The organism is Nostoc punctiforme PCC 73102 (assembly GCF_000020025.1).
Lineage (GTDB): Bacteria > Cyanobacteriota > Cyanobacteriia > Cyanobacteriales > Nostocaceae > Nostoc > Nostoc punctiforme.
Window position 1 is genome coordinate 4466876 of sequence record NC_010628.1, and the last position, 24232, is coordinate 4491107.

Here is a 24232-nt window from a genome sequence, read left to right on the forward strand (position 1 = left end):
AGTAATATGTTGTGGTGGTGCGATCGTTTGCACACCAAAAACTTTACTTTCAGCATCCCTAATCAAGACAAACCTTGCATCTAAGAGCAAAGACACCGTTTTCACACATCACTACCGAGAGAAAATCTTCTCTATCTTTTACCGAGAGATTGCTGCTGCTTTGATCTTCTTACAGATACCCACCCAAGCTTTATTCTCTTGTGCTGGGTTCAGGCTGTCTAAAGGTTGATTGGGAGGGTGCGCTGATTGATACTTTTCAATTTCTGTTTCTTCATAGCTGCTAAAACTCAACGGTATCCAAATAATAGTGAGTCCTTTGGCTTTTGCCGCATTCAATAATGGGGGTAACCCATTCTCGTGAATAAAGTCTGATGCTAGAAAGTTCAAGGGGCGACAATGGTTGCTAAACCGAGCCAGATAAAGGTTTAGAAGGCACAGACCCTTTGAAAAAATGGGCTATTCTGGAGTGCTTATTGAGAATGAAATATGCAGGTGTCACAGACCCGCTTCTAGAGATCTATTTTATGGTAAAAAAGAACGGTCTCGTAAATTGAACAAGACCGTCATCATAATGTTGCCCTCATTCTATCAAAAGTTTTTAGAGAAATACCTGAGTCAATCACAGTTAATAACTTTGAAGATGTTGGTGTGGTTGTTACAAAATCAAAAACAAGTCAGATTAGAAAGGCTGGCTGCAACACTACCTTTACCCATACAGCAAAATAGTCGGAGGCGACACTTACAAAGACTCCTAACGCTGAATGCTTTGAGTGTAGTGTTACTGTGGTTTCCCATAATTGAAGAGATACTTGGTAAGCAAATCAAAGCTGGCTCACAAGTAATTATTGCACTAGATAGAACACAATGGAAAGAAAATAATGTGCTAATGGTAAGTGTAATTTACCAAAAAAGAGCATGGCCAATATATTGGTACTTGTTAGAAAAAGATGGTTGCAGTAACTTCCAAGAGCAACAAAAAGTTTTACGCCCAGTGATTCGCTTGTTAAAAAATTACAAAATAGTGATTATTGGCGATAGAGAGTTTCATAGTATAGAATTAGCGGAGTGGTTACACAGGAAGAATCTCAGCTTTGTATTCCGTCAAAAAAAGGACACAACCTTCCGAGAGAAAAGACAAAAATTTCAGCCTTGAAGCAGCATTGATATTTATCCAGGAATCCGCCAGTTTTATTTGGGTATCAATTTGACTCAAAAACGAGGGTTTGGCAGATTTAATTTAGCAGTATATTGGAAAAGAAAATATCGCAATAAACAGGAACCAGAACCTTGGTATTTATTAACTAATCTGCCTGATTTAGAAACTGCTGCTCAAATCTACGGAGCGCGTTTCGGCATTGAAGCTATGTTCCGTGATTGTAAAACAGGTGGTTATAATCTCGAAGGTTCTAAAGCTAATCCTGATAGACTTGTGCGTTTAATTTTCTTAATTGCTTTAGCCATGACAAGTGCTTGGTTACACGGACAAAGAACTAAATTGCAAAAACAAGAATCTTATATTTGTCGCACTCAAGAAAAAAGTCGAACTTCTAAACGACATAGTAATTTTTGGATAGGTTTATATGGTCAAAATTGGATAGTCGCTTGGAATGAATGTCAAGCATGGGTTGAGGAACTGGTCGCTTCCATTCGCAATAAGCAGAGCTTTTATCTCAGGGGTTTAAGGGCTATGAAGCTTATACAGAAAGCACTTTAGCTCCATTGTCGCCCCTTGAAGTCTTTTACACTCGTGAATGAGTCTTTAATACTCGTGGACGAGTCTCTGATACTCGTGGACGAGTATTAAAGACTCTTTTACTTCTTTAGCCGTTTTTTACGCGACTTCTCCAGCCCGAAAAATCTGTTCAGCAGTTAAATTCAACTCTGGGAATGCTAGCGAGTGAATGCGGTCATTTCCCCTAAATTGCCTAACTTGATACTCACCTTCAATTAATTGATAAATCGAGATAGTTGGTTTTTTAGGATTGCCAATAAACCGCCTACCACCTAAACCTAAATAGTCTACAATCCAATATTCAGGTATTCCAACCTCTTCGTATTTACCTGCTTTGGTAAAATAGTCGTCTCGCCAGTTGGTACTGACAACCTCAATTACTAAAGGAATTGATGCCGCTTGGCTTACAGTAGATTCTTTTTTCCACACAGGTTCATTTTCTAAATTAGAGTTATTCAACAACAATACATCTGGTGAGTAAGCTGCTTCGCTCTGATTCGGTTTAATGAATGCTGTTTTGGGGATGAAATAAGGTAGTTTTAAACGTTTGTATTCTGTAACTATTTCCCCAACTAAAAATCCAACAATTTGTTCATGTTCACCTGTGGGAGGAGCCATTTCAACAATTACTCCGTCATGCAGTTCATAACGTCGTTGTGAGTTTTCTGGATACCGAGCGATAAATTCATCAAAGGTTACTTGTTTGGTTAAGGCTTGAGTCATACTTTGCCCTCTGCTTTATGTCAAATTTGACCCCTCTCCAAACCTTTCCCCGACACGGAGAGAGGCTTAATCAGCGAACTGAGGTTAAACTTTTGCCGCCGCAGCACCTGGTAAATTGACTTTCAATCGCTTAAACATCGCTTCTCTTGCTTGTGCAGCAAGGCTGTCGTCAAAAGGTTTTAAGGTAATTTCTTGCTGATACTTTAGCCGCAGCGCTGTTTGAATTAACCAATCGGCGACAAAAGGATTTTTCGGTAACAATGGGCCGTGGGAATAAGTAGCGATCGCATTCTGATAAAATGCTCCTTCTGTGCCATCTTCACCATTATTTCCCAAACCGTACACCACGCGCCCCAAAGCTTCCACTTTTCCCAGTTTGGTACGTCCACCGTGATTTTCAAAGCCTACCAAATATGGTGTAGTACCCGTCATCTCTCGCAAATCTTGCGCTAGGCGTGAAGCTGTCACTTCAATTACCAAGTTCCCAATACAGCGCTTAGTATTTTCACCAGGATGCACGGAAACTAAATCGAGTATTCCTAAACCATCAATCCGTTGTCCTAAGCCTGGTTCATAATAATGTCCCAGTAATTGGGGGGAACCACAAGTAAATACTCCTGGTGTACCATTTTCGATTTTCTCACGCATCGCATCAGCTTTTGCACCTTGCAAATCACGCATGACAATTTCTTGCTGACGATCTTGTGCGCCACCACCAACGATGACATCTACAGTTTTAATATCTGCGGCTGTGGCATTTTGATCTAGGGGTAACACTTTAACATCATATCCCCGCCATTGAGCGCGACGTTCTATAGTAATTACATTACCGCGATCGCCATAAGTACTCATCAGCGTCGGGTACAACCAACCTATTGTTAATTCTAAATTTTGAGAACTCATATTCATAATTCGTAATTCGTAATTCGTAATTCGTAATTTGATTGGGTATTGGGAACTGGGGAATGGGAAAAAATTTATCTAAATCCTTACTCCCCACTGTCCAATTTAAAGAATTTTACGACCAGTAAGAACTTCTCGCACTTCTAGCATGGCTGAGTAGGTGGGCAGAATGTGCAGAGTTTCATTCTCTGGTGTATGCTCTAATGCAGTTGCGATCGCTTGTCGCAAATCTTCTTCGACTATTAAATTTATGCTACTCTCAGGGGACTTTTGGCTGTAACGTAGACGTAGTGCCATATCGTAGACGCGATCGCCACTCACTACTAAAGTCCCGCCACGTTCGACTAATTTCTCAGTATCCACGTCCCAAATCCAGGATACATCAGTGCCATCGGGCGTGCGATCGTTCAAGACTAGCAGTGTGATTTTATCTGTGCTTTGAGTAACCACGCGAATGGTTTCATTCGTTCCCACAGGATTTTTTGATAATAATATCCGCACTCGTTTACCGTTAATTACTAAATCTTCTGCACGGCCAAAGGCAGCTTGAAAGGTATTAATAGTATCTCTGATTGTTACTTCATCAACTCCTAACTCAATAGCCGCAGTAGCAGCAGCTAAAGTATTATATTTGTTGTACAAACCAACCAGAATTTGTGACCATTCACTACTTTCTAGAGTCGGTTTACTTTTAGTGAAACCACACTTGGGACAAGTGAAATCTCCCAAATGAGATAAATAGACACCCTTATAATCTAGAGAATGTCCACATTTGGGGCAATAGATAGAATCAACAGCGTGAGGAATTGCTTCTAAATAATGTTCTGGTTCATTCAAGCCAAAGAATAACACCCGTTGCGGTAACTGCTGACCAAGGTTAGATAAAGTTGGGTCATCAGCATTAGGAATTACCACCGTTTCTGTTGGTAGGGTAGAAATAACTTTTGTCCAACGTTTACTAATTGTATCTACTTCGCCGTACCTATCAAGCTGGTCGCGGAACAAGTTTAAACAGAGAATGATTCGCGGCTGGAGTGGCTTTAATACTCTTGGGACAATATTCTCATCTACTTCCAAAATGGCGTAATCAGTATTTAGCGTGCCTAGTAAGTTGGTGCTTTCTAACAGCGCCGTCATCAAGCCATTTTCTAGATTTGCACCTGTAGAATTATGAGTGACGCGAAAACCCTTGTGTTCTAGGATTGTGCATAAAAGCAGCGCTGTAGTAGTTTTGCCGTTAGTACCAGCAATTAAAATCACTCCGTTTTTAACTTGCTGACTCAATAATTGTAAAAGTCGGGGTTCAATGCGACGAGCAATCGAGCCTGGTAATACACTAGCAGCACCCAGACGGAGCGATCGCACTATAAACGTCACACTTTTTGCCACTGACACCGCGAAACCCAATCGCAGCCTGTCTATGAATTGAATTTTGTTTCCCACATCTGTACCCTAGTCTTCTGGCGTTGCTAATTGAAAGTATTTAATTGCAAATTTAATATGCGTGAGTTTAGCGAATCCTGACTGAAAAAGCCAGCCTCTTAATTTTGAGGCAAGAAATGAGAGGCGGGGGGTAGGGGAAGCAGGGGAGGCAAGGGAGAGTTAAAATCTCTTTCATCCACCTCAGAACTCCGTTCATCCACCTCGGAACTCCGTTCATCCACCTCGGAACTCCGTTAATCCATATCAGAACTCCGTTAATCCATATCAGAACTCCGTTCATCCACCTCGGAACTCCGTTAATCCACCTCGGAACTCCGTTAATCCATATCAGAACTCCGTTCATCCACCTCAGAACTCCGTTCATCCATATCAGAACTCCGTTCAACTCCATCATCCACTTAAGAGAGATAATCTCAGTAGGCGTTATCTTAAAAAATAGTGCGTGGGCGTAATTACATATCCTGCCCAGTTTACCGAATTCAGCACAAACTCACGACAAGTAGTAGCTTGCAAGGTTCCTTTTGATGAATAGCACAAGATTTCTTTTTTTACCTAAACAAATTACTGGCTGGCGAAGGTGGTTGTCCAAATGCCTATTGTTGCTTGCAAGTCTTTTCATTATAAGTACGCAACCTGCTTATGCTGGTCTAAATAATGATTTATATGATGGCAACATCTTTGTCGTTTATGCTGGCAATGGTTCATTGGTTCCTCCCAGACAGACACTCGCACAAACTTTAGCGGAACATAAACCGATATTTCTGGCTTTTTATTTAGATGACAGCAGCGATTCTAAAAGATATGCCATTTCTATCTCACGGGTACAGGAATTCTACGGTCGGGTAGCAGAGATTATGCCGATTAATGTAGATACTATCCCGTCTAAAGAAACCTACGACCCTACAGAACCAGGATATTACTATTCTGGGGCTGTTCCTCAAGTCGTGGTGTTTAATAAAGCAGGTGAGGTAGTTTTGAATAAAAAAGGTCAAGTACCTTTCGAAGAAATAGACGATCAATTTCGCAAAATCTTTGATTTATTACCACGTACCGAAACCGCACAGCTAAAGCGACGAGCTTTTAATGAGTTCAGTAGTGAGTTAGCTAAATAAGTTTTGGGGTAGACCAAATTGGTCTGCCCTAGTTTTTCGTGCTGTCTGTTACTACATTTATGCTGATGCCAAAGCATAATATTGAAATATCTGTGTTAACCATTTATAAAATTAATCTCTAGTCCCGTATTGAGTGTATTCTGATGTCAAAGGTTTACACCACCCAGGAGCTAATTCAAGTTTTGGCAGCCGAACGCCAAGCTTGCCTCAACGGAAAACGCCTAAAGTTAGAGATAACGGTCTCTGGCAATCCTGTAATTGACCAGTTTATCAGGACTGATGGGCTGCAACAATTCACAGCTTACCAAGATTTCAAAGCTGCAATTCACGATTATCAAAAAGAAAATCAAGTTTCAGGTATTATCTGGCGGGAGGTGACAGTTAAAGGTAAAAACTTAAACTATCCCGAAGTAAATACTGATTTAATAGCTCTTTCTAGTGACTTAGAGATATTAAAAGCTGCTAAAAATTCCATTGTAGAATTTTGGTTTGAAGTCTCTATGGGGATGGATTTATATTTGAGTTTCAATAATAGTAAACAATACCAACAAATTCTCACATCTGATGTAGAAAGAATTGTTCAGAGAACAGAGTGGGCAAGTTTGTGCAAGTGGGAAAATTCAAGTTTTTTGGAAATGATTTTGCAGCTAGGATGGGGTAAACCAGAAGAAGCTTATTATAAACGAGGAAGACCGGGATCGGGTAGTGAATATATTCATGCAGTCAATCCTGGGAATCGCCCCATTGGATAATTCGTAATTCGTAATTCGTAATGGGCTTCTCTGCGAGACGCTAAAAGCGAACGCCCCGCTAAACTAACGTAATTCGTAATTGTTACACCACGGATAGATGCGTTTTCTTTGAAAAAATGAGGATTTTTTCGTTTGTTCTTAACCTTGGTTTTAATCCAATACGGTTCAATGAAGGGCTACTGGCAAAAATTTTGGGTTTTTGAGACGCGATAAATCGCCGTCTCTACAAGTGTTTTGGGTTTTAATCAAGATGAATTACGAATTATATTGTCGATCGCTGTGGCTAATTCAGATGGATCTACGGGTTTAGGTAGGTGTTTTTGGAATCCTGCTGCCATTGCTTGGTTGTAGTTGATTTCTCCAGCATAAGCTGTCAGTGCGATCGCCGGAATTTGCCCACCTTGCTCTGGCGGTAATTTTCTCACCTCACGCAGTAGCATATAGCCATCCATCAAGGGCATTCCAATATCGCTTAACAGAATATCTGGCTTTGATTGCATTAATATTTCCAGTGCTTCAGCTGCTGATTCAACTGCTGTTACAGTCGCACCATATTGTTCTAGGGCAAAGCTAAAAAACTCTCGCACATCAGCTTGATCGTCTACAAGCAGGATTTGCACCCCAGCCAGTAATGTATCGTCAGTACTTAGTTCTAGTTGAGAAGCCTCATCGCTGCTGACTCGCAACTCAGAATTTTTCAGCAAAGGTAGTCTGACTGTAAAAGTAGCGCCTTGCCCTTCTCCTAGACTCTCTGCCTGAACTGTACCACCATGAAGTTCTACTAAATGACGCACAATTGCCAGCCCTAATCCGAGTCCCCCAAATACTCTGGTTGTCTTAGCATCTGCTTGCCGGAAGTAATCAAAGACGTAGGGCAAAAATTCTGGGATGATTCCTTTACCTGTATCAATCACCTGAATTTGAGCATCTAAGCCAACTTGCTCTAGACGCACTTCTACTCGTCCTTCTGTGGGTGTGAATTTAACGGCATTGGAGAGGAGATTCCACATTACTTGTTGCAAGCGATCGCTATCGCCGAGGACTTTGCCGATATCATTACTTAAAACCGTTTGAATTTGAATCGACTTGGCTTCTGCTGCTAAACGCACCGTTTCTAATGCACCTGCGATCGCTATTTTCAAATCCACTGCATAGAGATTTAATCTGACTTTACCTTGTAAAATCCGCGAAACATCGAGTAAATCTCCAATTAATTGAGTTTGTAACTTGGCATTCCGCTCGATTGTTTCCAATGCCCGAATTTTAGTAGCTTCGTCGAAGTTGCGGGTTCTGAGTAACTTTGCCCACCCTAAAATCGGATTCAAGGGAGTTCGGAGTTCATGAGAAAGGACAGCGAGGAATTCATCCTTAATGCGGTTGGCTGTCTCAGCTTGGGCCCTGGCGGTCTTTTCAGCTTCGTAAAGTTGAGCGCGAGCGATCGCTTGGGCACACTGCTGCCCCAGCGTTAACATAAATCCCCGGTCTTCTTCGTGAAATATTTGTTCATTGATAAAGCTTAATCCCAGTGCCCCAATTACTTTACCTTCTGCTATCAAGGGAATGGAAGCCCAAGAATTATTCCCTGTAAGAGCCACAACCTCTGCTAAATTCGGATATCTAGCAATCATCGCTGCTAAATTTTCCAGAAAAATTGGCTCACTAGTTCTGACTGTTTCTGCTATTTGGTTAGGTGCTGTAACGGGAAAATTTGACCAAGTATCTATGAGTGCTTGCGAATAGCCAATTGCTTGCACAACTTTTAGGCTAGTATCTCCCTCGGTAAGTAAGACAACGGAACCACCAGTAGCTTCCAAGGCAGCAATACCTTGGTTCACCACTACATCAGCTACCTGTTGGGAAGTGAGGGCTTCTGAGAGGGCGGCGGTTATTCTTTGTAAAAGTATGGTGCGATTGACAGACCTTTCAGCGCCCTGTTTTGCCTGTTGAGTTTCTTGGTAGAGTCTGGCATTGTCGATGGCTATCGCCGCCCGACGAGCAATATCTTCTGCTAAGGCTAAGTCTGTTTGTTTGTAGTGCCTACTTGACTCGGCTGTGAAAAAAGAGATTGCTCCAAATAATTGCCCACGGGAACGAACTGGAATCACCATTAGAGAACAAATACCTAGACTTTGCAGTAATTGCAGATGTTCGTCGTCTTCAGCCATCTGCAAAAGATGAGAGTCAGATAATTCGGGATAAAAGACAGATATACCTAGCTGTAGCTGCCGCACAAGCTGTTTGGCTCTGGTTTTGGGTCGATAACGCCGTCGGATTTCGTCTAAAGTATTTAGTTTTGTGGGATCGGCAATTGCGATCGCAATTTGTTTACTTGACCAATCTTCCTGGAAAACATCTACAATACACCAGTCAGCTAAGGTAGGAACTGCGAGATTAGCCACACTTTCTAAGGCAATTTCATAATCTAATGAGGCAGCGAGTAAGGTGCTGGCCTCGACTAAAAACTGTTGTGTTGTTTCAACTCGTTTGCGATCGCTAATATCTTCAATAATGCCTAACGCATACTTTGGAAGTCCGTTGGTATCCCAAACTGCTGATGAAGTTAGGTTTACCCAAACTATAGAACCATCTTTGCAGATGTAGCGCTTCTCTAAGGAATAACCATTAATTTCTTTTGCTAAAACTCGCCGAGCATTTTCCAAGTCAACTGCTAAGTCGTCAGGATGGGTAATTTCTTCAAAGGTTATTTGCATTAACTCTTCAGGGCTGTACCCAGTAATTTCGGATAGGGCAGGATTAACCTGAATAAATTTTCCATCCAACGCTACCAGAGTAATACCCACAGCTGCCTGGTTGAACATTGCCCGGAATCTTTCTTCGCTTTCTCGCAAAGCCACTTCTGTTTGCTTGGCTGCTGTCACATCTGCCAAAATAATTCCAATTCCTACCGTTTCGCCCATTGAGTTGTTGACTGGGTAATAGTTGCCCAGCCAGTAGCCGTAACGTCTGGATTGTTCCCTTGTCTCACCACTAATTTCTACATTCAGCAGTGGTTCTCCAGTATCCAAGACGCGCTGTAACTGTTGCTCAAGTTCAGCCGCCATTGCTGGCAATACTTCCCCAAATTTGCGTCAAATTTGCGTCCTAGATGTTCTTCTATAGTCAAACCATTAATGTCAGCGAAAACTTGATTAATTCGGAGATATCGCAGTTCCCGATCTAAAAAGCATAGGGCAACAGGAGCGGCTTCTAACAGTGCATCTAGAAGAGATAGAGATTCGGCGTAATGAACTAAAGCGTGTTGGATATCTCGATAAAGTCGGGCATTTTCTACTGCTAAGGCTGCACGATGGGTAATCTCTGTTGCTAAAGTAAGGTCAGTGCGATCGTAGCGACGGTTTGATTCGGCAGTTACAAAGCTGATGCAACCAATAACTCGCCCTTGTGCAATTAGCGGCACAATCATTACAGATTTCATTCCCAATTGCCGAACAATTTCTAAATGTTCTTGATTCTGAGTGCTTGCCACTAATAGCGAGTCAGATATATCTGAAATTAATTCGCTTTGCCCAGTTTGCAGCACCCTAGTAATTGCACTTGCACCCTTGTACTCTGTCGTATACTCCTGAAGTTTACGCGCCAACTCCGCCTTTGATGGGTCTGCATGGGCAATGGGTAGGCGGCGAATGGAACCATCTTCATTTAAAATATCAACGCTACACCAATCAGCTAGTTGAGGAACTGAGATTTTGGCAATTTGTTCTAAGGTTTCTTCATAATCTAGCGAAGTAGAGAGTACACTACTAACTTGCGCGATATAACGGAGTCTTTCTTCAGCCTGCTTGCGCTCTGTAATATCGAGAACAAAGAAAACTCCTCGATCTACAGTCCCTTCAAAATGGCTACCGCCTGCCAAAATCGGCAAGCGTGAACCGTCTTTACGGATATATTCTTTTTGGTATGGCGTGCAAAAGGGGCTGTCTTGAAATTCAGTTAGTGCTTCCTTATCAAGTGGCACGTACTCTGTAGGAGTTAGGTCTTGCCAGCGAAGTGTTCCGGCAAGTAATTCTGCACGGGTATAACCCACTATATTGAGCAAGGCATCATTCGCTTCTGTAATCCTACCGTCTCTATTCCAGAAGCCAATACCAATCATATTTGAATCAACCACGCTGCGAAACTTCGCTTCGCTTTCGCGTAATGCTTGCTCTGTTTGTTTGAGTTGAGTAATATCAATTGAACTAATGCTCACTCCCAATAACTGCCCATCCGGTAAACACACTGGATAGTAGCTAACAAGACCATAACGATACACCCCAGGCGGATAGGTTTCACCACTCACTTCCTGATTGAGTAAGGGCTGCCCAGTTTGCATCGCTTCCTCAAAAACAGGCTCAATTTGCGCTGCCCATTCCGGTAGTACTTCCCGAAAGGTGCGACCAATATGTTGAGTTTGGGGTATACCGTTAATAGCCGCTAGCGCTTCATTAGCGTAAACATAGCGAAGTTCAGTATCAAGAAAAGCCAACGCCACTGGTGAACTGGTAAGCCAAGCATTAAGCAACGCCAGAGATTCGTCTTTTTGTTGAACGGCTTGTTGAAGTTCCTGATACAACTTGGCTTTTTCTAGTTCTGCTTGCTTGCGCTCAGTAATATTCACAGCCGCACAAGTAATACCATGAACACTATTGTCTGTATCTTTCAGTGGTTCAACCAGCAAATCATAGTAACGATCTTCTCCGCAAGTTGTCAGATAAACCTCTTCACGGGTTGAAACACCAGTCTCTATTACCTTCAGCTTAATTGCCTTCAATTGCTCTGCTACTGAAGCTGGAAATAATTCATCATCAGACTTACCTAACATTTCCTCAGCAGTATCTAAACCTTGGGGATTATGAATCCACTGATATCGCAAATTTCGATCTTGTTGAAAGACCACAATATCTGAACTGCTTAATGCTAATCGAAATCTCTCTTCACTAACTCTTAACTGTTGGAGATTTGTATCAGCCCGTCTTTTAGCAGTCTTTAATGCCTCACATAAAATACTAAAGAGCAATCCTTGTAATGCAAACAACCCAATTCGCACAGAATTAGATAGGTCAAAACTCAGCTCATAAGCTGGCGGGAGAAAGAAGTAATTGCTCAGTAATGCAGACAAGGAAGTTGCTAATAGCCCTGATTTCAAACCACCATACCAAGCACTCACCATTACAGCGCCAAAAAAGAGCAAGAAAGGAGTTCCACTCATGCTTAACCAGGGGTCTAGCATCAACATTAACACTAATGCGACTGTGACAATTAATACAACAATTCCATAGCGCAGTAACTGGGAATAATGAATATGAGGCATGAAAATGTTTAAGAACAACCAATACTTATTGCAGAGGCTCTACATACCCTAAGCTAGTTTTCAAGTTTTAGTAATTTATCTCTAGATAGATTTTTTTCAGTTTTAAAAACCTCTTTTGCTAGAGGCTAATTATTAAGTTATATAGTATCGTCAGCCATAATTTATTATGAATCTTCTATATCCATAACATTAATTTGCCGCTCGTGAATAGTCAATTATCAGAAATGCAGTAGCCTAATTTGCTTATAAAAATTATGGTATTAAAATCTACCAATGGCTAGTTTTCCATTATTCAGTCGCAATTATCAGAGGATATAATGCAAAATTTTACTTGTCGTCAGAAGTGCTTCTACTGTCTGGTGGCTTAGAGGCTTAGAAAATAGATAGCCTTGACCAAATTCGCATCCCAGTTCCTGTAACCATTGAAGTTGCTGCGGTGTTTCGATACCTTCTGCAACAACGGCTAATCCGAGTTGATTGCTTAAAGCAATAATAGTACTAACTACCTGATAATTACGGTTTCCTTGTTGCATCTGGCTTACAAAAGAGCGATCAATTTTTAAATTATCAGCAGGTAAACGATGCAGATAATTGAGCGACGAATAACCAGTACCAAAGTCATCAATGCTAATCTTAATTTTTCTAGACTTTAATTGGCTTAATAAATCAATTGTCTGACTAATATTCTCAATTAGCATACTTTCAGTAATTTCTAGGGTTATACAGTCGCCTTCTAAACCTATTTGGGCTAGTATTTGATCGATGTATTCAATTAAGTTTCCTTGGCGAATGTCTTGAACAGAAAGGTTAATATTAACCTTGATTGGGAAGTGAGTAGCAAACTTTACTTTCCAGTCTGCTAGGTGTTGACAAGCTTTGTAGAGCATCCAGCGATCAATTTGCACAATTAGCCCCGTTTCTTCCGCGATAGAGACAAATTCTTTCGGTAAGACTAACCCACGAGTTGGGTGTTGCCAGCGCAGCAATGCTTCAAATCCAATCAGTCGTCCTGCTTTGCTTTGCCCATCTCCAAGTATGTCAACAATTGGCTGGTAATATATAACAAACTCTTCTCGTTCGATAGCTTTGCGAATATCGGTTTCTATAGTTAGTCGATTTACGGCTTGAGTGTGCATTTTGACATCAAAAATTTTATACGAGTTTCTCCTTTGAGCTTTGGCTTTATACATGGCAATATCGGCATCTCGGAGTAAATCGGAGGCTTGAGAATATTCGTTTGTTCCTAAAACAATCCCGATGCTTGTACTGATAACTACTTCGGCATCATTAAGCATTAATGGTGTTTGAAAATCTATGAGCATACGCTCAGTAATTTGAATAGCTTTTTCAATATCAGAAATATCTTCCAGCAAAATGACGAATTCGTCACCACCAATTCGAGCAACTAAATCAACTTCCCGCAGATGAGTTTTTAGTTTGTGAGCAATATTTTTTAACAGTTGATCTCCAGCAAGGTGTCCGAGACTGTCATTGATCACTTTAAATCGGTCTAGGTCTAGAAACAAGACGGCATAACGATAAGTTTCTAATCGTTTAGCTCGGTTAATGGCTAGTTCTAGCCGCTCTATCAAAAGTGTGCGATTTGGTAAATCCGTCAATGGATCGTGTAAAGAGTTGTGGATAATTAACTCTTGTGCTTGTTTGCGTTCGCGCAGCGCAGCTTGCTGTTCGCGAAGTGCAACTTGCCGTTCGTTCACATCTAATAAAACACCATACCAGACAATATCCCCATTTTCTCGACATTCTGGACGAGCACTTGCCTGTACCCATTTGAGTTTGCCAGAAGGTGTAACTAATCGCCACTCGTAAGAAAATGGTTTTAAAGTTTGAGCGCTCTCGTTGGCCGCTGCATAACATCCTGGATAATCATCGGGATGAATTTGTGCAAAGCAAAGAGAGGCATTTTCTAAAATTTGATCTGGCGTTAACTCTAAAAGATCCAGACAGCCAAAACTGATGTAATCAAAGGCAATAGAACCATCAGAATACTGAACAAAGCTGTAAATCATTCCGGGTATATTAGACGCTAATGTTTGTAACAGCTTTTGAGCTTGTTTGCGCTCCGCTCTCACCTGTGCATCCCGAAGTTCTCTACGCACTGCCTCTGGCAATCGATTTAAGTTGTCCTTCATGACATAATCATTCGCACCTGCTTTCATCATTTCCACAGCAAGTACTTCGCCAATTGTGCCGGAAACCAAAATAAAAGGAATATCTTTTTGGCTTTGCTTTGCTATTTCCAAAGCCGCAGAAGCATTGAATCCTGGCAGCCGGTAATCTGAAATCATCACATCCCAAGTCTGACTATTGAGTGCTATTTGTAGTTCCTTGTCTGTTTGCACACGCTGCCAGTTTGGATTGAAACCACCGCGACACAATTCATGAATAACTAACATAGCATCCTCCTCTGAATCTTCAACAATCAGGATGTTCAACGGTTCATTCATACCCCACAATCTCCTTGGTAAGTATTGAGTAAACTTGTATAATTAGGTTTGTGAGCCAAGTGATTTTGGATTTTAAATTTTAGATTTATTTTATGGCTCAAGGCGGTGGCTCTGAATAAAAAATTTTAGGATTTTAGCTTTGTTCTTTTGTTTAAATTTATTTACTTTAAAAAATTTTTATGTTTGGCATCCTGAGTAATTTAATCCAAAATCAGAAATTTAAAATTTACTCAGACCAGATTTTTCTTTGTATCTAACATTTATAAGCAGTTTAACCATGCTGGAAATTCCTGAATATCAAATTAGTAAAAAAATTCATGAAAGTGCTAATTCAAGGGTCTATCGGGGGATTAATCAACAGAATAATTTGCCAGTCATCTTCAAAGTTTTAAAGAAAGACTACCCGACACCAGAAGAAATAACACGCTATAAGCTCGAATACGAAATTACGCGCAGCTTGTCATTGGAAGGTGTTATCCAGGCTTATAGTTTGCAGCAATACCAAAGGAATTTTGTCATCATTTTGGAGGATTTTGGGGGCGAATCTCTAACAAAAATCATAGCAAAAACAAAGTTTTCATTAACAGATTTTTTGAAAATAGCCATTCAGATTGTTGAAACTTTGGATGCAATTCATACAGCAAATATCATTCATAAAGACATCAATCCATCTAATATTGTTTTTAATCCAAGAACACAACAACTTAAAATTATTGACTTTGGTATTTCAACTGTATTATCGCGGGAGATATTAACTCTCAAAAACCCAACGATATTAGAGGGAACACTAGCTTATATATCTCCAGAGCAAACAGGCAGAATGAACCGTTCTTTGGACTATAGAACTGATTTTTACTCTTTAGGTGTTACCTTTTATGAACTGTTGACCCATCGATTGCCGTTTGAATCCAGTGATGCGCTGGAGTTAATTCATTATCACCTAGCTTTGGAACCTGTTCCACCCCATTTTATCAATTCAGGAATTCCTGTGATAGTCTCAGGAATTGTACTGAAACTGTTAGCAAAAACAGCAGAAAATCGCTATCAAAGCGACTGGGGAATTAAAAATGATTTAGAAGAGTGCCTGGAACAGCTACAACACACGGGAGCAATTGAGCCTTTTTTGCTAGGACAACAGGATATTTCTAATAAGTTTCATATCCCTGAAAAACTCTATGGCAGAGAAAGGGAGGTGGAGATGTTATTAGTGTCCTTTGAAAGAGTAGCAGGGAAAGATAACGCTAATTTACCCACGTCTGCTTCTCAAGTTGAAGTGATGTTGATAGCAGGATACTCCGGTATTGGCAAGTCAGTTTTAGTACAGGAAATTTATCAGCCGATTACGCAACAACGGGGATATTTTGTTTCGGGTAAATTCGATCAGTATCAGCGCAATATCCCTTATTTTGCGATCGCTCAAGCCTTAGAGTCATTGATCAAACAATTGCTGGCTGAAGACGAAGTGCAGCTGTCTCAATGGCGACAGAACCTTTTAGCTGCCCTCGGCTCAAACAGTCGAGTTATTACCCAGGTAATTCCAGCACTGGAATTGATTGTAGGCAATCAACCAGAAGTACCTGTATTACCGCCAACCGAAGCCCAAAATCGCTTTCATCAAGTTTTCCAAAATTTCATTCGCGTTTTTACGCAATCAGAACATCCCCTTGTCATCTTTTTAGACGATCTCCAGTGGGTAGATAATGCCTCACTGAAGCTGATCCAACTACTAGCTACTGTTACCAAGGGGCAATCTTTGTTGTTGATGGGTGCATACCGAGATAACGAGGTTAATGCTGCTCATCCCCTCATTCAGATGGTGGAGGAAATTCAGCAGGGTGGAGGAGTGGTAAACCAACTTTCTCTTTTGCCATTGAGCCTACATAATATCAATCAGTTCATCGCCGATACATTGCACTGCCAACCAGAAGATTCCCTGTCTTTAGCTGAACTGGTGCAACGAAAAACTGGTGGTAATCCCTTTTTCATGAACGAGTTTTTGAAATCTCTTTACACTGAAGGGCTAGTGGAATTTAATCACCAAACAAAAAAATGGCAATGGTCGATTGAGCAAATTCAGGAGCAGGGGATTACAGATAATATTGTCGATTTGATGGCTCAAAAGATTCAAAAGCTTAATAAAAATACGCAGAAAGTTTTGCAGCTAGCTGCCTGCATTGGCAACTCTTTTGATCTGGAAACTCTGGCACTGACTGCGAAATTATCCCAGCGAAAAACCGCCCAGGATTTAAGAGTGGCGATCGCTCAAGGGTTCATTCTACCCCTAAGCAATGCCCACAAATCGGTTGAGTTGGATGTACCACTCCCTAGAAATTGTCCTGCCATTGAATATAGATTTGTCCACGATCGCATTCAGCAAGCAGCCTATTCCCTGATTCCCGAAGCCGAGCAAAGCCAGATCCATTGGCAAGTCGGACAGTCCTTATTGCAAATAACTCCAAGAGAAAACTTAGAACACCAGATTTTTGATATTACCAACCAACTGAACCTGGGCAAAAAACTCCTCAAAACTCAATCCGAGCAGAATAACTTGTCTCGGTTAAACCTGATGGCGGGGGAAAAAGCCAAGACATCAGGTGCTTATGATGCTGCGTGGCAATATTTGCAAACTGGTTTGGAGCTACTGACAACCGATAGCTGGCAAACAAACTATGATTTTACCCTTACCCTCTATAGTGCAACAACAGAAGCAGCCTATCTGAGCGGTAATTTTGAGCAAGTAGAGCCACTGTTCCAACAGGTAATTAACCACGCCAAAACCCTACTAGCCAACTTAAAAGTCTATGATGTCAAAATTCAGACTTATGTTGCTCAAAGTAAATTGCTAGAGGCAATTCAAATTAGTTTACAGCTACTTCAGCAATTAGGAGTTCACCTCCCCATCCAGCCAACCTTTGAGGATGTTCAGCAGGCACTCTCGGAAACTGCTTCCAAATTGGCGAATAGACGCATTGAAGATTTAGTTGACTTACAAATGATGTCTGAGCCAGAGGTACTGGCGGCAATGCAGCTGTTGACAAGTATGTGTGCATCAGCTTATTTGGCAGTCCCTCCCCTATTTTTGCTGGTTGTACTCAAGATGGTGGATTTGCTGATTGAGTACGGAAATATGATGTTAGCTCCCTTTGCTTATGCCGCTTATGGGATTATTCTCTGTGGAGTTGTATTGGACATTGAAGCAGGATATAAATTTGGTCAACTAGCTTTAAGTCTGCTCGATCGTCTAGATGCCAAACCCATTCAAGCCAGAAGTCTATTCGCGGTTAGCAACCAGATTAATGTTTGGAAGACACACCTAAAACACAGCCTGAAGCCGCTCCAGGATTGCTATCAGGTTGGTATCGAGCAGGGCGATTTCGAGTTTGCTGGCTACGCTGCCATGTATTTCTGTGGTTATTCATTGGCAATCGGTCAACCCCTGGATGAACTCCAATTACATCTGACAAGTTACGCCCAAGCAGTGAAACAAATCAAGCACTCGGCGGGGATTAATTTCGTAGATATTTGCTGGCAAACTGTTTTAAACCTGGTTCAGAAGGTTCCGAATCCTGGGCTGTTATCTGGTCAAGCTTATGATGAAGGAACCCGACTATCCCAGATGCAACAAACCCATTTTCACGGGGGTTTGTTCTATTTCTACCTAAATAAATTATTTCTCTATTATTTATTTGACGATACAAATCAGGCAATTGGTAATGCTGTCCTCGCCCAAGAGTACTTACCAGCAATGACCGGAGCGGCATTGGTTGCCATCTTTAACTTCTACGATTCTCTATGCAGACTGGCGGTGTATTCCAACACAGATACAGCGCAACAATCCGAGTTGCTGGAGCAGGTAGCAGAAAATCAGGCAAAAATGAAAAATTGGGCGCACCATGCCCCAACGAACTATCTGCACAAGTGGCATTTGGTAGAAGCAGAACGGCATCGGGTATTGGGTGAAGTAGTAGAAGCAATGGATGCCTACGATCGCGCCATCGCTCTGGCAAGAGAAAACGAATACCTCCAAGAAGAAAGCCTGGCCAACGAACTAGCAGCAAAATTTTATCTGACAAACAACCGGATAGCGATCACCAAAGTCTATCTGCAAGAGGCAAGATATGGCTACCGACGCTGGGGAGCAATAGCTAAAGTCCAAGATTTGGAAAGACGCTATCCCCAACTGCTAGAGGTGCAAACTGAAAGAACTAACATCGGTAAAGTTGACACTACAGAATCGACTTCTAGAAAGTTAGAAGCACTTGATTTAGAAACAGTATTGAAAGCCTCCCAAGCGATCGCCAGTGAAATTTTGTTAGATAAACTCCTGGCAAAAATAATGACGATCTTGATTGAGAATGCCGGGGCACAAACCGGTTATCTAATTTTACCAACACAAGAAAAATGGCAGATTGAGGCAATGGGATCGATTGGCGATGAGAAAATAGCTGTTTTGCAATCAATTCCTCTGGAATCAATATCAGCAGACAGTACTCCTTGCTTGCCAACTGCCCTAATCAATTATGTAGTTCGCACCCAAGAAAGCATCGTCCTCAACAATGCGGCTCAATTTGGTAACTTTCAATCTGAACCCTGGATTGTGCAACGCCAATCGAAATCGATTCTTTGTGCTACTTTATTAAACCAGGGAAAACTGACAGGAATTGTCCTTTTAGAAAATAATCTAACCACTAGCGCATTTACCCCAGAGCGAATTGAAATCTTCAGTTTACTTTCGACTCAGGCGGCTATTTCCATTGACAATGCCCGTTTATTAAAACAACAGTCAGAACTGAATCAATTTTTACGGGCTGAAATTGCCGAACGCCAAAGAGCAGAAAAAGATCGCGATCGCTTAATTGCCATTCTTGAAGCATCCACCGATCATATTGGCATGGCCACCCCCCAAGGCAATGTTTTCTGGAATAATGCTCAAGCTAGGAAACTGCTAGGGCTACCAGTGGATGCAGACCTCTCTACATTAAGCATCCTAAACTATCATCCCCAGTGGGCATTAGAGATTATTCAAAACCAGGGCATTCCTCTGGCGATTCGAGATGGTACCTGGGTGGGTGAAACCGCTTTGTTGGACATTGATGGCAGAGAAATTCCAGTTTCCCAAATGATCATTGCTCATAAAGCAACAGATGGCAGTCTGGAATATTTGTCTACCATTATCCGGGATATTAGTGAGGTGAAACGCCGGGAAGAGGATCTGAAAAGATCGGAAACAACACTGCAAAATTTGGTTATGGGAACGGCTGCGGTTACAGGACAAGATTTTTTCGCAGCTTTGGTTGGTCATATAGCCAAAGCCTTGCACGTCCGCTATGCCCTCGTTACCGAACTAGTAAATGGCGAACTTAAAGCCCTAGCTTTTTGGGCGCATGGGGCATTACAACCACAAATATCCTACTTACCGGCGCGTACACCATGCGAATTTGCCTTGAGAAACGGCTTATTCTACTGCAAAAAGCTTGTTCAGCAAATTTTCCCGGAAGACTTAGACTTAGTGGCAATGCAGGCAGAGAGTTATCTGGGTATTTCCTTAAAAAATGCCAACGGCGACCCAATTGGTAATCTTTGTATTCTTGACGTACAGCCACTGGTAGATAAGCAACGAACAGAAGTGATTCTAAAGGTATTTGCCGCACGAGCAGCAGCAGAATTAGAACGCCAGAGGGCAATTGAAGCCCTGCATCAACTGAACCAATCTTTAGAAACCAGGGTCAAACAACGAACTGCCCAATTGGAAGCTGCAAACAAAGCATTAGAGGCGTTTTCCTACTCTGTTTCTCATGATTTACGGGCACCACTGCGGGCGATCGTTGGTTTTTCGAGAATTATGCAAGAAGACTATGGTGAGCAACTTGATGCGGAAGGCAATCGTTATCTGAAAATTGTCCGAGACAATGCCAAACGCATGGGTGAGTTGATCGACGACCTGTTGAACCTATCCCGCCTAGATCGTAAGGAAATGTCCCGGCAGCCTGTTTTTATGAATGAGATTATTCAAGAGGTGCTGAGTGATTTAGCCCCAGATTTTGAAGGTCGTCAAATTGAGTTTGCGATCGCTGATTTACCCATCTGTCAAGCCGATCTTTCCTTGTTTAAACAAGTTTGGCTAAATCTGTTGTCAAATGCCATCAAATATACCCGCTACAAATCTCCTGCTTGCATTGAAGTCGGCTATGAGATTATGGCTGGTGAAGGAGTGTATTTTATCAGAGATAATGGGGCAGGATTTGATATGCGGTATGCCGATAATTTGTTTGGGGTATTCCAACGGCTGCACCGCGAACAAGAATTTACAGGCACGGGGATCGGACTAGCGATCGTGCAACGCATTATTCAACGCCACGGCGGGCGGATTTGGGCCGAAGCAGCGATCGATCAAGGTGCGACGTTTTATTTCACCCTTCAAGGGGAAATTAACCCATGAGTGACCAACCCATAGATCAGCCCACCGATCCATATTTTGAGCAAGCACTTTCCATTGTCTTAGTTGAAGATAATGCCACCGATGCTGAGTTAACTATCCGAGCATTACGTCGCAGTAGAATTGGCAACAATATTAAACTGCTCGAAGATGGAGCCGAAGCCCTAGATTTTTTCTTTTGTCGGGGAGAGTACGCCCACCGTAGCATGACGAATCAACCCAAAGTCATTTTGCTGGATTTGAAACTGCCAAGGATAAGTGGGTTAGAAGTTTTACGGCAACTCAAATCCGATCCACGCACACAAATGATTCCGGTTGTGGTGCTGACCTCTTCTGCTGAAGACCAGGATATGATCGAGAGTTACCAGCTTGGGGTGAATAGCTACATCGTCAAACCTGTGGATTTTGAACAATTTAACCAAGCAGTCCAACAGCTTGGTTTTTATTGGATCTTGTTTAACCAATTGCCAGTTTTTTAAAAGGATTTGTCATTAGTCATTTGTCCTTAGTCCTTAGTTATTAGTTATTTCTTATTCTCCCATTCCCAATTCCCAATTCCCCATTCCCTATTCCCCATTCAAATAACATCCTTCAGCGCTGCCACCAATTTTTCAATATGTGCTACTTTATGAGTCGCCATCACAGATATTCTGATTCGACTTGTGGGCACTGTAGGAGGACGAATTGCTGGGGCAAAAATGCCAGCATCTCTTAGCTGTTTTCCAGCTTTGAGGGCATCTGTAGCATTAGGCAATTGAAAGCATAATATGGGTGATTCAGAAGGCAGCAATTTTAAGTTAGGCAACTGTTGTAGCAAAGTTTTCAAGTAATGTATATTCCTCCACAATTGGGCAAGATGTTGCGGTTCTTGTTGCACTATCTTGATTGCTGCTAAGGCTGCTGCTGTATCAGCAGGTGAAAGCCCAGTGGTATAAATCCAACTGGGTGCGCGGTTCCGCAAAAAGTCAATTAAGGCGCTACTTCCTGCCACATAACCGCCTAAACTACCCAAAGCTTTACTCAAAGTCCCAATTTGAATTAATTGCTTTCCTGTACACCCGAAATATTCGACGCACCCAGCGCCAGTTTTTCCTAGTACCCCAGTGGCATGAGCTTCATCGACTAGCAGCATACAGCTAAATTCATCAGCCAGATCGAAGAGTGCAGGCAAGGGACATAAATCGCCGTCCATGCTGAAGACAGTATCAGTAAGAATCAAACAGCGTCGGTAATTTTGTCGTTGTTGACTCAACTGAGTTTTGAGTACTGCCACATCACAGTGCGGATATTCCACAACTGCTGCACCGCTAAGAATGGCTCCATTTTTCAGACTTGAATGATTGTACTGGTCGGATAATATTAAATCCCGCTTGCCCACAAGGGCGGTAATTGCACCCAAATTAGCTAGATACCCTGAACTAAATACCAAGGCATCTTCTGTTTGTTTGGTAGATGCGATCGCCTTTTCTAACTCCCTATGCAATTCTCTATGCCCACTGAGTAATCTAGAACCAGTACTACCAGTGCCAAATTCTGCGATCGCAGCAGTTGCGGCTGCCATCAACCGCTTATCCCCAGCCAATCCCAAATAGTCATTGCTGGCAAAATTAATTACCTCTTGCCCAGCTAAAACCACCGTTGCACCCGGACGACCGTTGATAGGTTGTACCGAACGATACCAGTCTGCCCGATGAATTGTTGCTAAGGACTGTTCTAGCCAGGCATAAGGATCACGTCGCTTCGCTCCGAATTCAAAATTCAAAATGACACTTGCAGACTCGCTAACGCTGCGCTAACAAAATTCAAAATTAATGATCCCCATAAATAATAAATAAATTTAGGGGCTTGTATCATGAGTTGTTTTCGGTCAGTGGGCATAAGGGGGGACAGGGGGAGAATAAGAAATGACCAATGACCAATGACAAATGACAATTAAACTTGTTCGCTACTGAGATGAGCGATCGCTTGTTTAATCCAATCTTCTACATAAGCGTCTTTGGGTAGACCAATATCTTCGCTGACTACGTGCAGGGCGTGACTGACCTCATGGGCAGTATATCCCAAGGCGAAGAGGGTCATTTGCACCTCTTCGAGAATTCCTGGTGCTGGCCCGCCTGTAGCGACGAAGAACCCGGCTGATTTGCGCCACTCGACTAATTTGCTTTTCAGCTCCAAACAGATGCGCTCTGCGATTTTTTTACCAACACCTGGAGCCTGAATGAGGATTTGTGTATTGCCAGCGATAATTGCTTGGACTAAATCTGGTAGTTCCAGAGTGTCTAGGAGTGCGATCGCTAAGGCTGCACCAATCCCTGTGACAGTCAGCAAGTGGCGAAATAAATCGCGTTCGGCTGGGGAAGCAAAGCCATACAAGTAGGGCACTTCTTCCCGAATTTGGAAATGGGTAAAAATTTGCGCCACTCCTCCCGATTCTGGTAACTGGTTTGCTAGCCTTTGGGGAACTTGCAAATCGTACCCCAAGCCATTTACTTCCAGTGTCAGAATCACGCGATTAGCGCCAATTGTTTGGATACCAGCGACTATACCTTTTAAATAACTAATCATTACAAGAGACCAAAATAATTTAAGCCTTCGATAATTCCACCTGCACAAAAACATGAAGCCAGGTAGCGGTGTTCGGCGGGATGCTCATTGTGCCACTGGAGTAACTCTTTGCGGGCATTCCCGACAATGATTCCCCGTTCGTTGCCTACAGCAAATAAAGCAATATCATTACCTGAATCACCACAGACAACTGTTTGTTCTGCTGCAAATTTCCACTTTTGGCGTAAAAACTGCATTGCCTGACCTTTATCGCTGCTATGGGGTACAATGTCAAGGTCAATACCGCTACTGTAGATTAACTTTACATTTAATTTAGATTTCTGCAACTCTGCTTCAAGTTGTGGTAGAACATTCGCAGATGCTTCTTGTTCTAAAAAAAAGCTCACTTTGAAGGCACGCTGTTCTGAATCTGGTTGCCGAACTAACTCACGGTATTTTCGGGTAATAGATAATACAACTTCCCGTTCCCATCCCGGTGAGAGGATTTCTGACCAATCTGAGTCTGGAGTATCAGCACCATTGAGATAAATTTCCGTACCCACAGAAAGGACAAGGGCATCTGGTTGCAAAAGATTTTTTTGAGCTTGGAGTTCTTTGTAAAGTACAGGCGATCGCCCGGTAGAATAAACAATTTTAGTGCCGTATTCTTGGCGATGTCTCTTCAGCAGTTGATTGAGTTCTGGTAAAGCGCTGTCATCGCCCGTAGTCCGATATACGAGGGTGTCATCTAGGTCGGTTACAAAAAGAAATGGTTTCATAATTAGAACTCTTGCAAAATTTCGTTATT

14 protein-coding genes and 1 pseudogene are annotated in these 24232 nt (G+C 42.1%); 6 read left to right on the plus strand and 9 right to left on the minus strand.

The window, feature by feature from the left end:
* Positions 1 to 138 precede the first annotated feature (138 nt).
* Positions 139 to 387, minus strand: a complete 249-nt coding sequence (locus NPUN_RS17970; RefSeq protein ID WP_041565494.1) for a hypothetical protein — start codon at positions 385 to 387, stop codon at positions 139 to 141.
* 184 nt (positions 388 to 571) lie between these two features.
* Here NPUN_RS17970 and NPUN_RS42785 point away from each other — a divergent pair, with 184 nt between their 5' ends.
* Together NPUN_RS42785 and NPUN_RS42790 are read left to right on the plus strand one after the other, a co-directional pair.
* Complete coding sequence (locus NPUN_RS42785) at positions 572 to 1153, plus strand: transposase (protein WP_202947512.1); 582 nt, start codon at positions 572 to 574, stop codon at positions 1151 to 1153.
* 51 nt (positions 1154 to 1204) lie between these two features.
* On the plus strand, positions 1205 to 1714 hold the full coding sequence (locus NPUN_RS42790) for a transposase (RefSeq protein ID WP_148220330.1): 510 nt from the start codon (positions 1205 to 1207) through the stop codon (positions 1712 to 1714).
* A 117-nt stretch (positions 1715 to 1831) separates the two neighbouring features.
* On the opposite strand, the gene NPUN_RS17985 is transcribed toward NPUN_RS42790, so the two are convergent.
* From NPUN_RS17985 to NPUN_RS17995, 3 genes are all read right to left on the minus strand, one after another.
* Positions 1832 to 2455 (minus strand): Uma2 family endonuclease, encoded by a 624-nt coding sequence (locus NPUN_RS17985; protein WP_012409927.1) that lies wholly within the window; start codon positions 2453 to 2455, stop codon positions 1832 to 1834.
* Between the two features lie 84 nt (positions 2456 to 2539).
* Positions 2540 to 3358 carry a type 1 glutamine amidotransferase gene (locus tag NPUN_RS17990; protein WP_041565495.1) on the minus strand — a complete coding sequence of 273 codons (819 nt, stop codon included), beginning with the start codon at positions 3356 to 3358 and terminating at the stop codon, positions 2540 to 2542.
* Positions 3359 to 3463: 105 nt separating this feature from the next.
* The gene (locus NPUN_RS17995) at positions 3464 to 4801 is read right to left on the minus strand and encodes a Mur ligase family protein (RefSeq protein ID WP_012409929.1); all 1338 of its coding nucleotides are present in this window, start codon (positions 4799 to 4801) and stop codon (positions 3464 to 3466) included.
* A 524-nt stretch (positions 4802 to 5325) separates the two neighbouring features.
* Between NPUN_RS17995 and NPUN_RS18005 the strand changes: the two genes are divergently transcribed.
* Together NPUN_RS18005 and NPUN_RS18010 are read left to right on the plus strand one after the other, a co-directional pair.
* Complete coding sequence (locus NPUN_RS18005) at positions 5326 to 5913, plus strand: thylakoid membrane photosystem I accumulation factor (protein ID WP_012409930.1); 588 nt, start codon at positions 5326 to 5328, stop codon at positions 5911 to 5913.
* A gap of 143 nt (positions 5914 to 6056) precedes the next feature.
* The gene (locus tag NPUN_RS18010) at positions 6057 to 6665 is read left to right on the plus strand and encodes a hypothetical protein (RefSeq protein ID WP_012409931.1); all 609 of its coding nucleotides are present in this window, start codon (positions 6057 to 6059) and stop codon (positions 6663 to 6665) included.
* Positions 6666 to 6910: 245 nt separating this feature from the next.
* Here NPUN_RS18010 and NPUN_RS45010 read toward each other — a convergent pair.
* A pseudogene (locus tag NPUN_RS45010) lies at positions 6911 to 11976 on the minus strand (PAS domain S-box protein).
* Between the two features lie 305 nt (positions 11977 to 12281).
* On the minus strand, positions 12282 to 14444 hold the full coding sequence (locus tag NPUN_RS18020; protein ID WP_012409932.1) for an EAL domain-containing protein: 2163 nt from the start codon (positions 14442 to 14444) through the stop codon (positions 12282 to 12284).
* Positions 14445 to 14721: 277 nt separating this feature from the next.
* Here NPUN_RS18020 and NPUN_RS18025 point away from each other — a divergent pair, with 277 nt between their 5' ends.
* Complete coding sequence (locus NPUN_RS18025; protein WP_012409933.1) at positions 14722 to 20883, plus strand: AAA family ATPase; 6162 nt, start codon at positions 14722 to 14724, stop codon at positions 20881 to 20883.
* Positions 20880 to 21359: a response regulator gene (locus tag NPUN_RS18030; RefSeq protein WP_012409934.1), complete on the plus strand. Its 480-nt coding sequence runs from the start codon at positions 20880 to 20882 to the stop codon at positions 21357 to 21359. Before NPUN_RS18025 ends, NPUN_RS18030 begins: the two co-directional genes overlap by 4 nt.
* Before the next feature lie 98 nt (positions 21360 to 21457).
* Here NPUN_RS18030 and bioF read toward each other — a convergent pair whose 3' ends face one another.
* The 3 genes from bioF to NPUN_RS18045 form a co-directional block, all read right to left on the minus strand.
* Positions 21458 to 22642, minus strand: a complete 1185-nt coding sequence (bioF, locus tag NPUN_RS18035; protein ID WP_012409935.1) for an 8-amino-7-oxononanoate synthase — start codon at positions 22640 to 22642, stop codon at positions 21458 to 21460.
* Positions 22643 to 22812: 170 nt separating this feature from the next.
* Positions 22813 to 23445 carry a Holliday junction branch migration protein RuvA gene (gene ruvA / locus NPUN_RS18040; RefSeq protein WP_041565497.1) on the minus strand — a complete coding sequence of 211 codons (633 nt, stop codon included), beginning with the start codon at positions 23443 to 23445 and terminating at the stop codon, positions 22813 to 22815.
* Positions 23445 to 24203, minus strand: coding sequence for a sucrose-phosphate phosphatase (locus NPUN_RS18045; RefSeq protein ID WP_012409937.1), 759 nt, complete (start codon positions 24201 to 24203; stop codon positions 23445 to 23447). Before NPUN_RS18045 ends, ruvA begins: the two co-directional genes overlap by 1 nt.
* Between the last annotated feature and the right edge of the window lie 29 nt (positions 24204 to 24232).

What these genes read in the sequence shown, in the direction of transcription:
- ruvA (WP_041565497.1), bottom strand. Translation starts at nt 23,445, where the DNA reads ATGATTAGTTATTTAAAAGGTATAGTCGCTGGTATCCAAACAATTGGC.
- NPUN_RS18005 (WP_012409930.1), top strand. Translation starts at nt 5,326, where the DNA reads ATGAATAGCACAAGATTTCTTTTTTTACCTAAACAAATTACTGGCTGG.
- NPUN_RS18010 (WP_012409931.1), top strand. Translation starts at nt 6,057, where the DNA reads ATGTCAAAGGTTTACACCACCCAGGAGCTAATTCAAGTTTTGGCAGCC.
- NPUN_RS42785 (WP_202947512.1), top strand. Translation starts at nt 572, where the DNA reads ATGTTGCCCTCATTCTATCAAAAGTTTTTAGAGAAATACCTGAGTCAA.
- NPUN_RS18030 (WP_012409934.1), top strand. Translation starts at nt 20,880, where the DNA reads ATGAGTGACCAACCCATAGATCAGCCCACCGATCCATATTTTGAGCAA.
- NPUN_RS18020 (WP_012409932.1), bottom strand. Translation starts at nt 14,444, where the DNA reads ATGAATGAACCGTTGAACATCCTGATTGTTGAAGATTCAGAGGAGGAT.
- NPUN_RS18045 (WP_012409937.1), bottom strand. Translation starts at nt 24,203, where the DNA reads ATGAAACCATTTCTTTTTGTAACCGACCTAGATGACACCCTCGTATAT.
- NPUN_RS17985 (WP_012409927.1), bottom strand. Translation starts at nt 2,455, where the DNA reads ATGACTCAAGCCTTAACCAAACAAGTAACCTTTGATGAATTTATCGCT.
- NPUN_RS18025 (WP_012409933.1), top strand. Translation starts at nt 14,722, where the DNA reads ATGCTGGAAATTCCTGAATATCAAATTAGTAAAAAAATTCATGAAAGT.
- NPUN_RS17990 (WP_041565495.1), bottom strand. Translation starts at nt 3,358, where the DNA reads ATGAGTTCTCAAAATTTAGAATTAACAATAGGTTGGTTGTACCCGACG.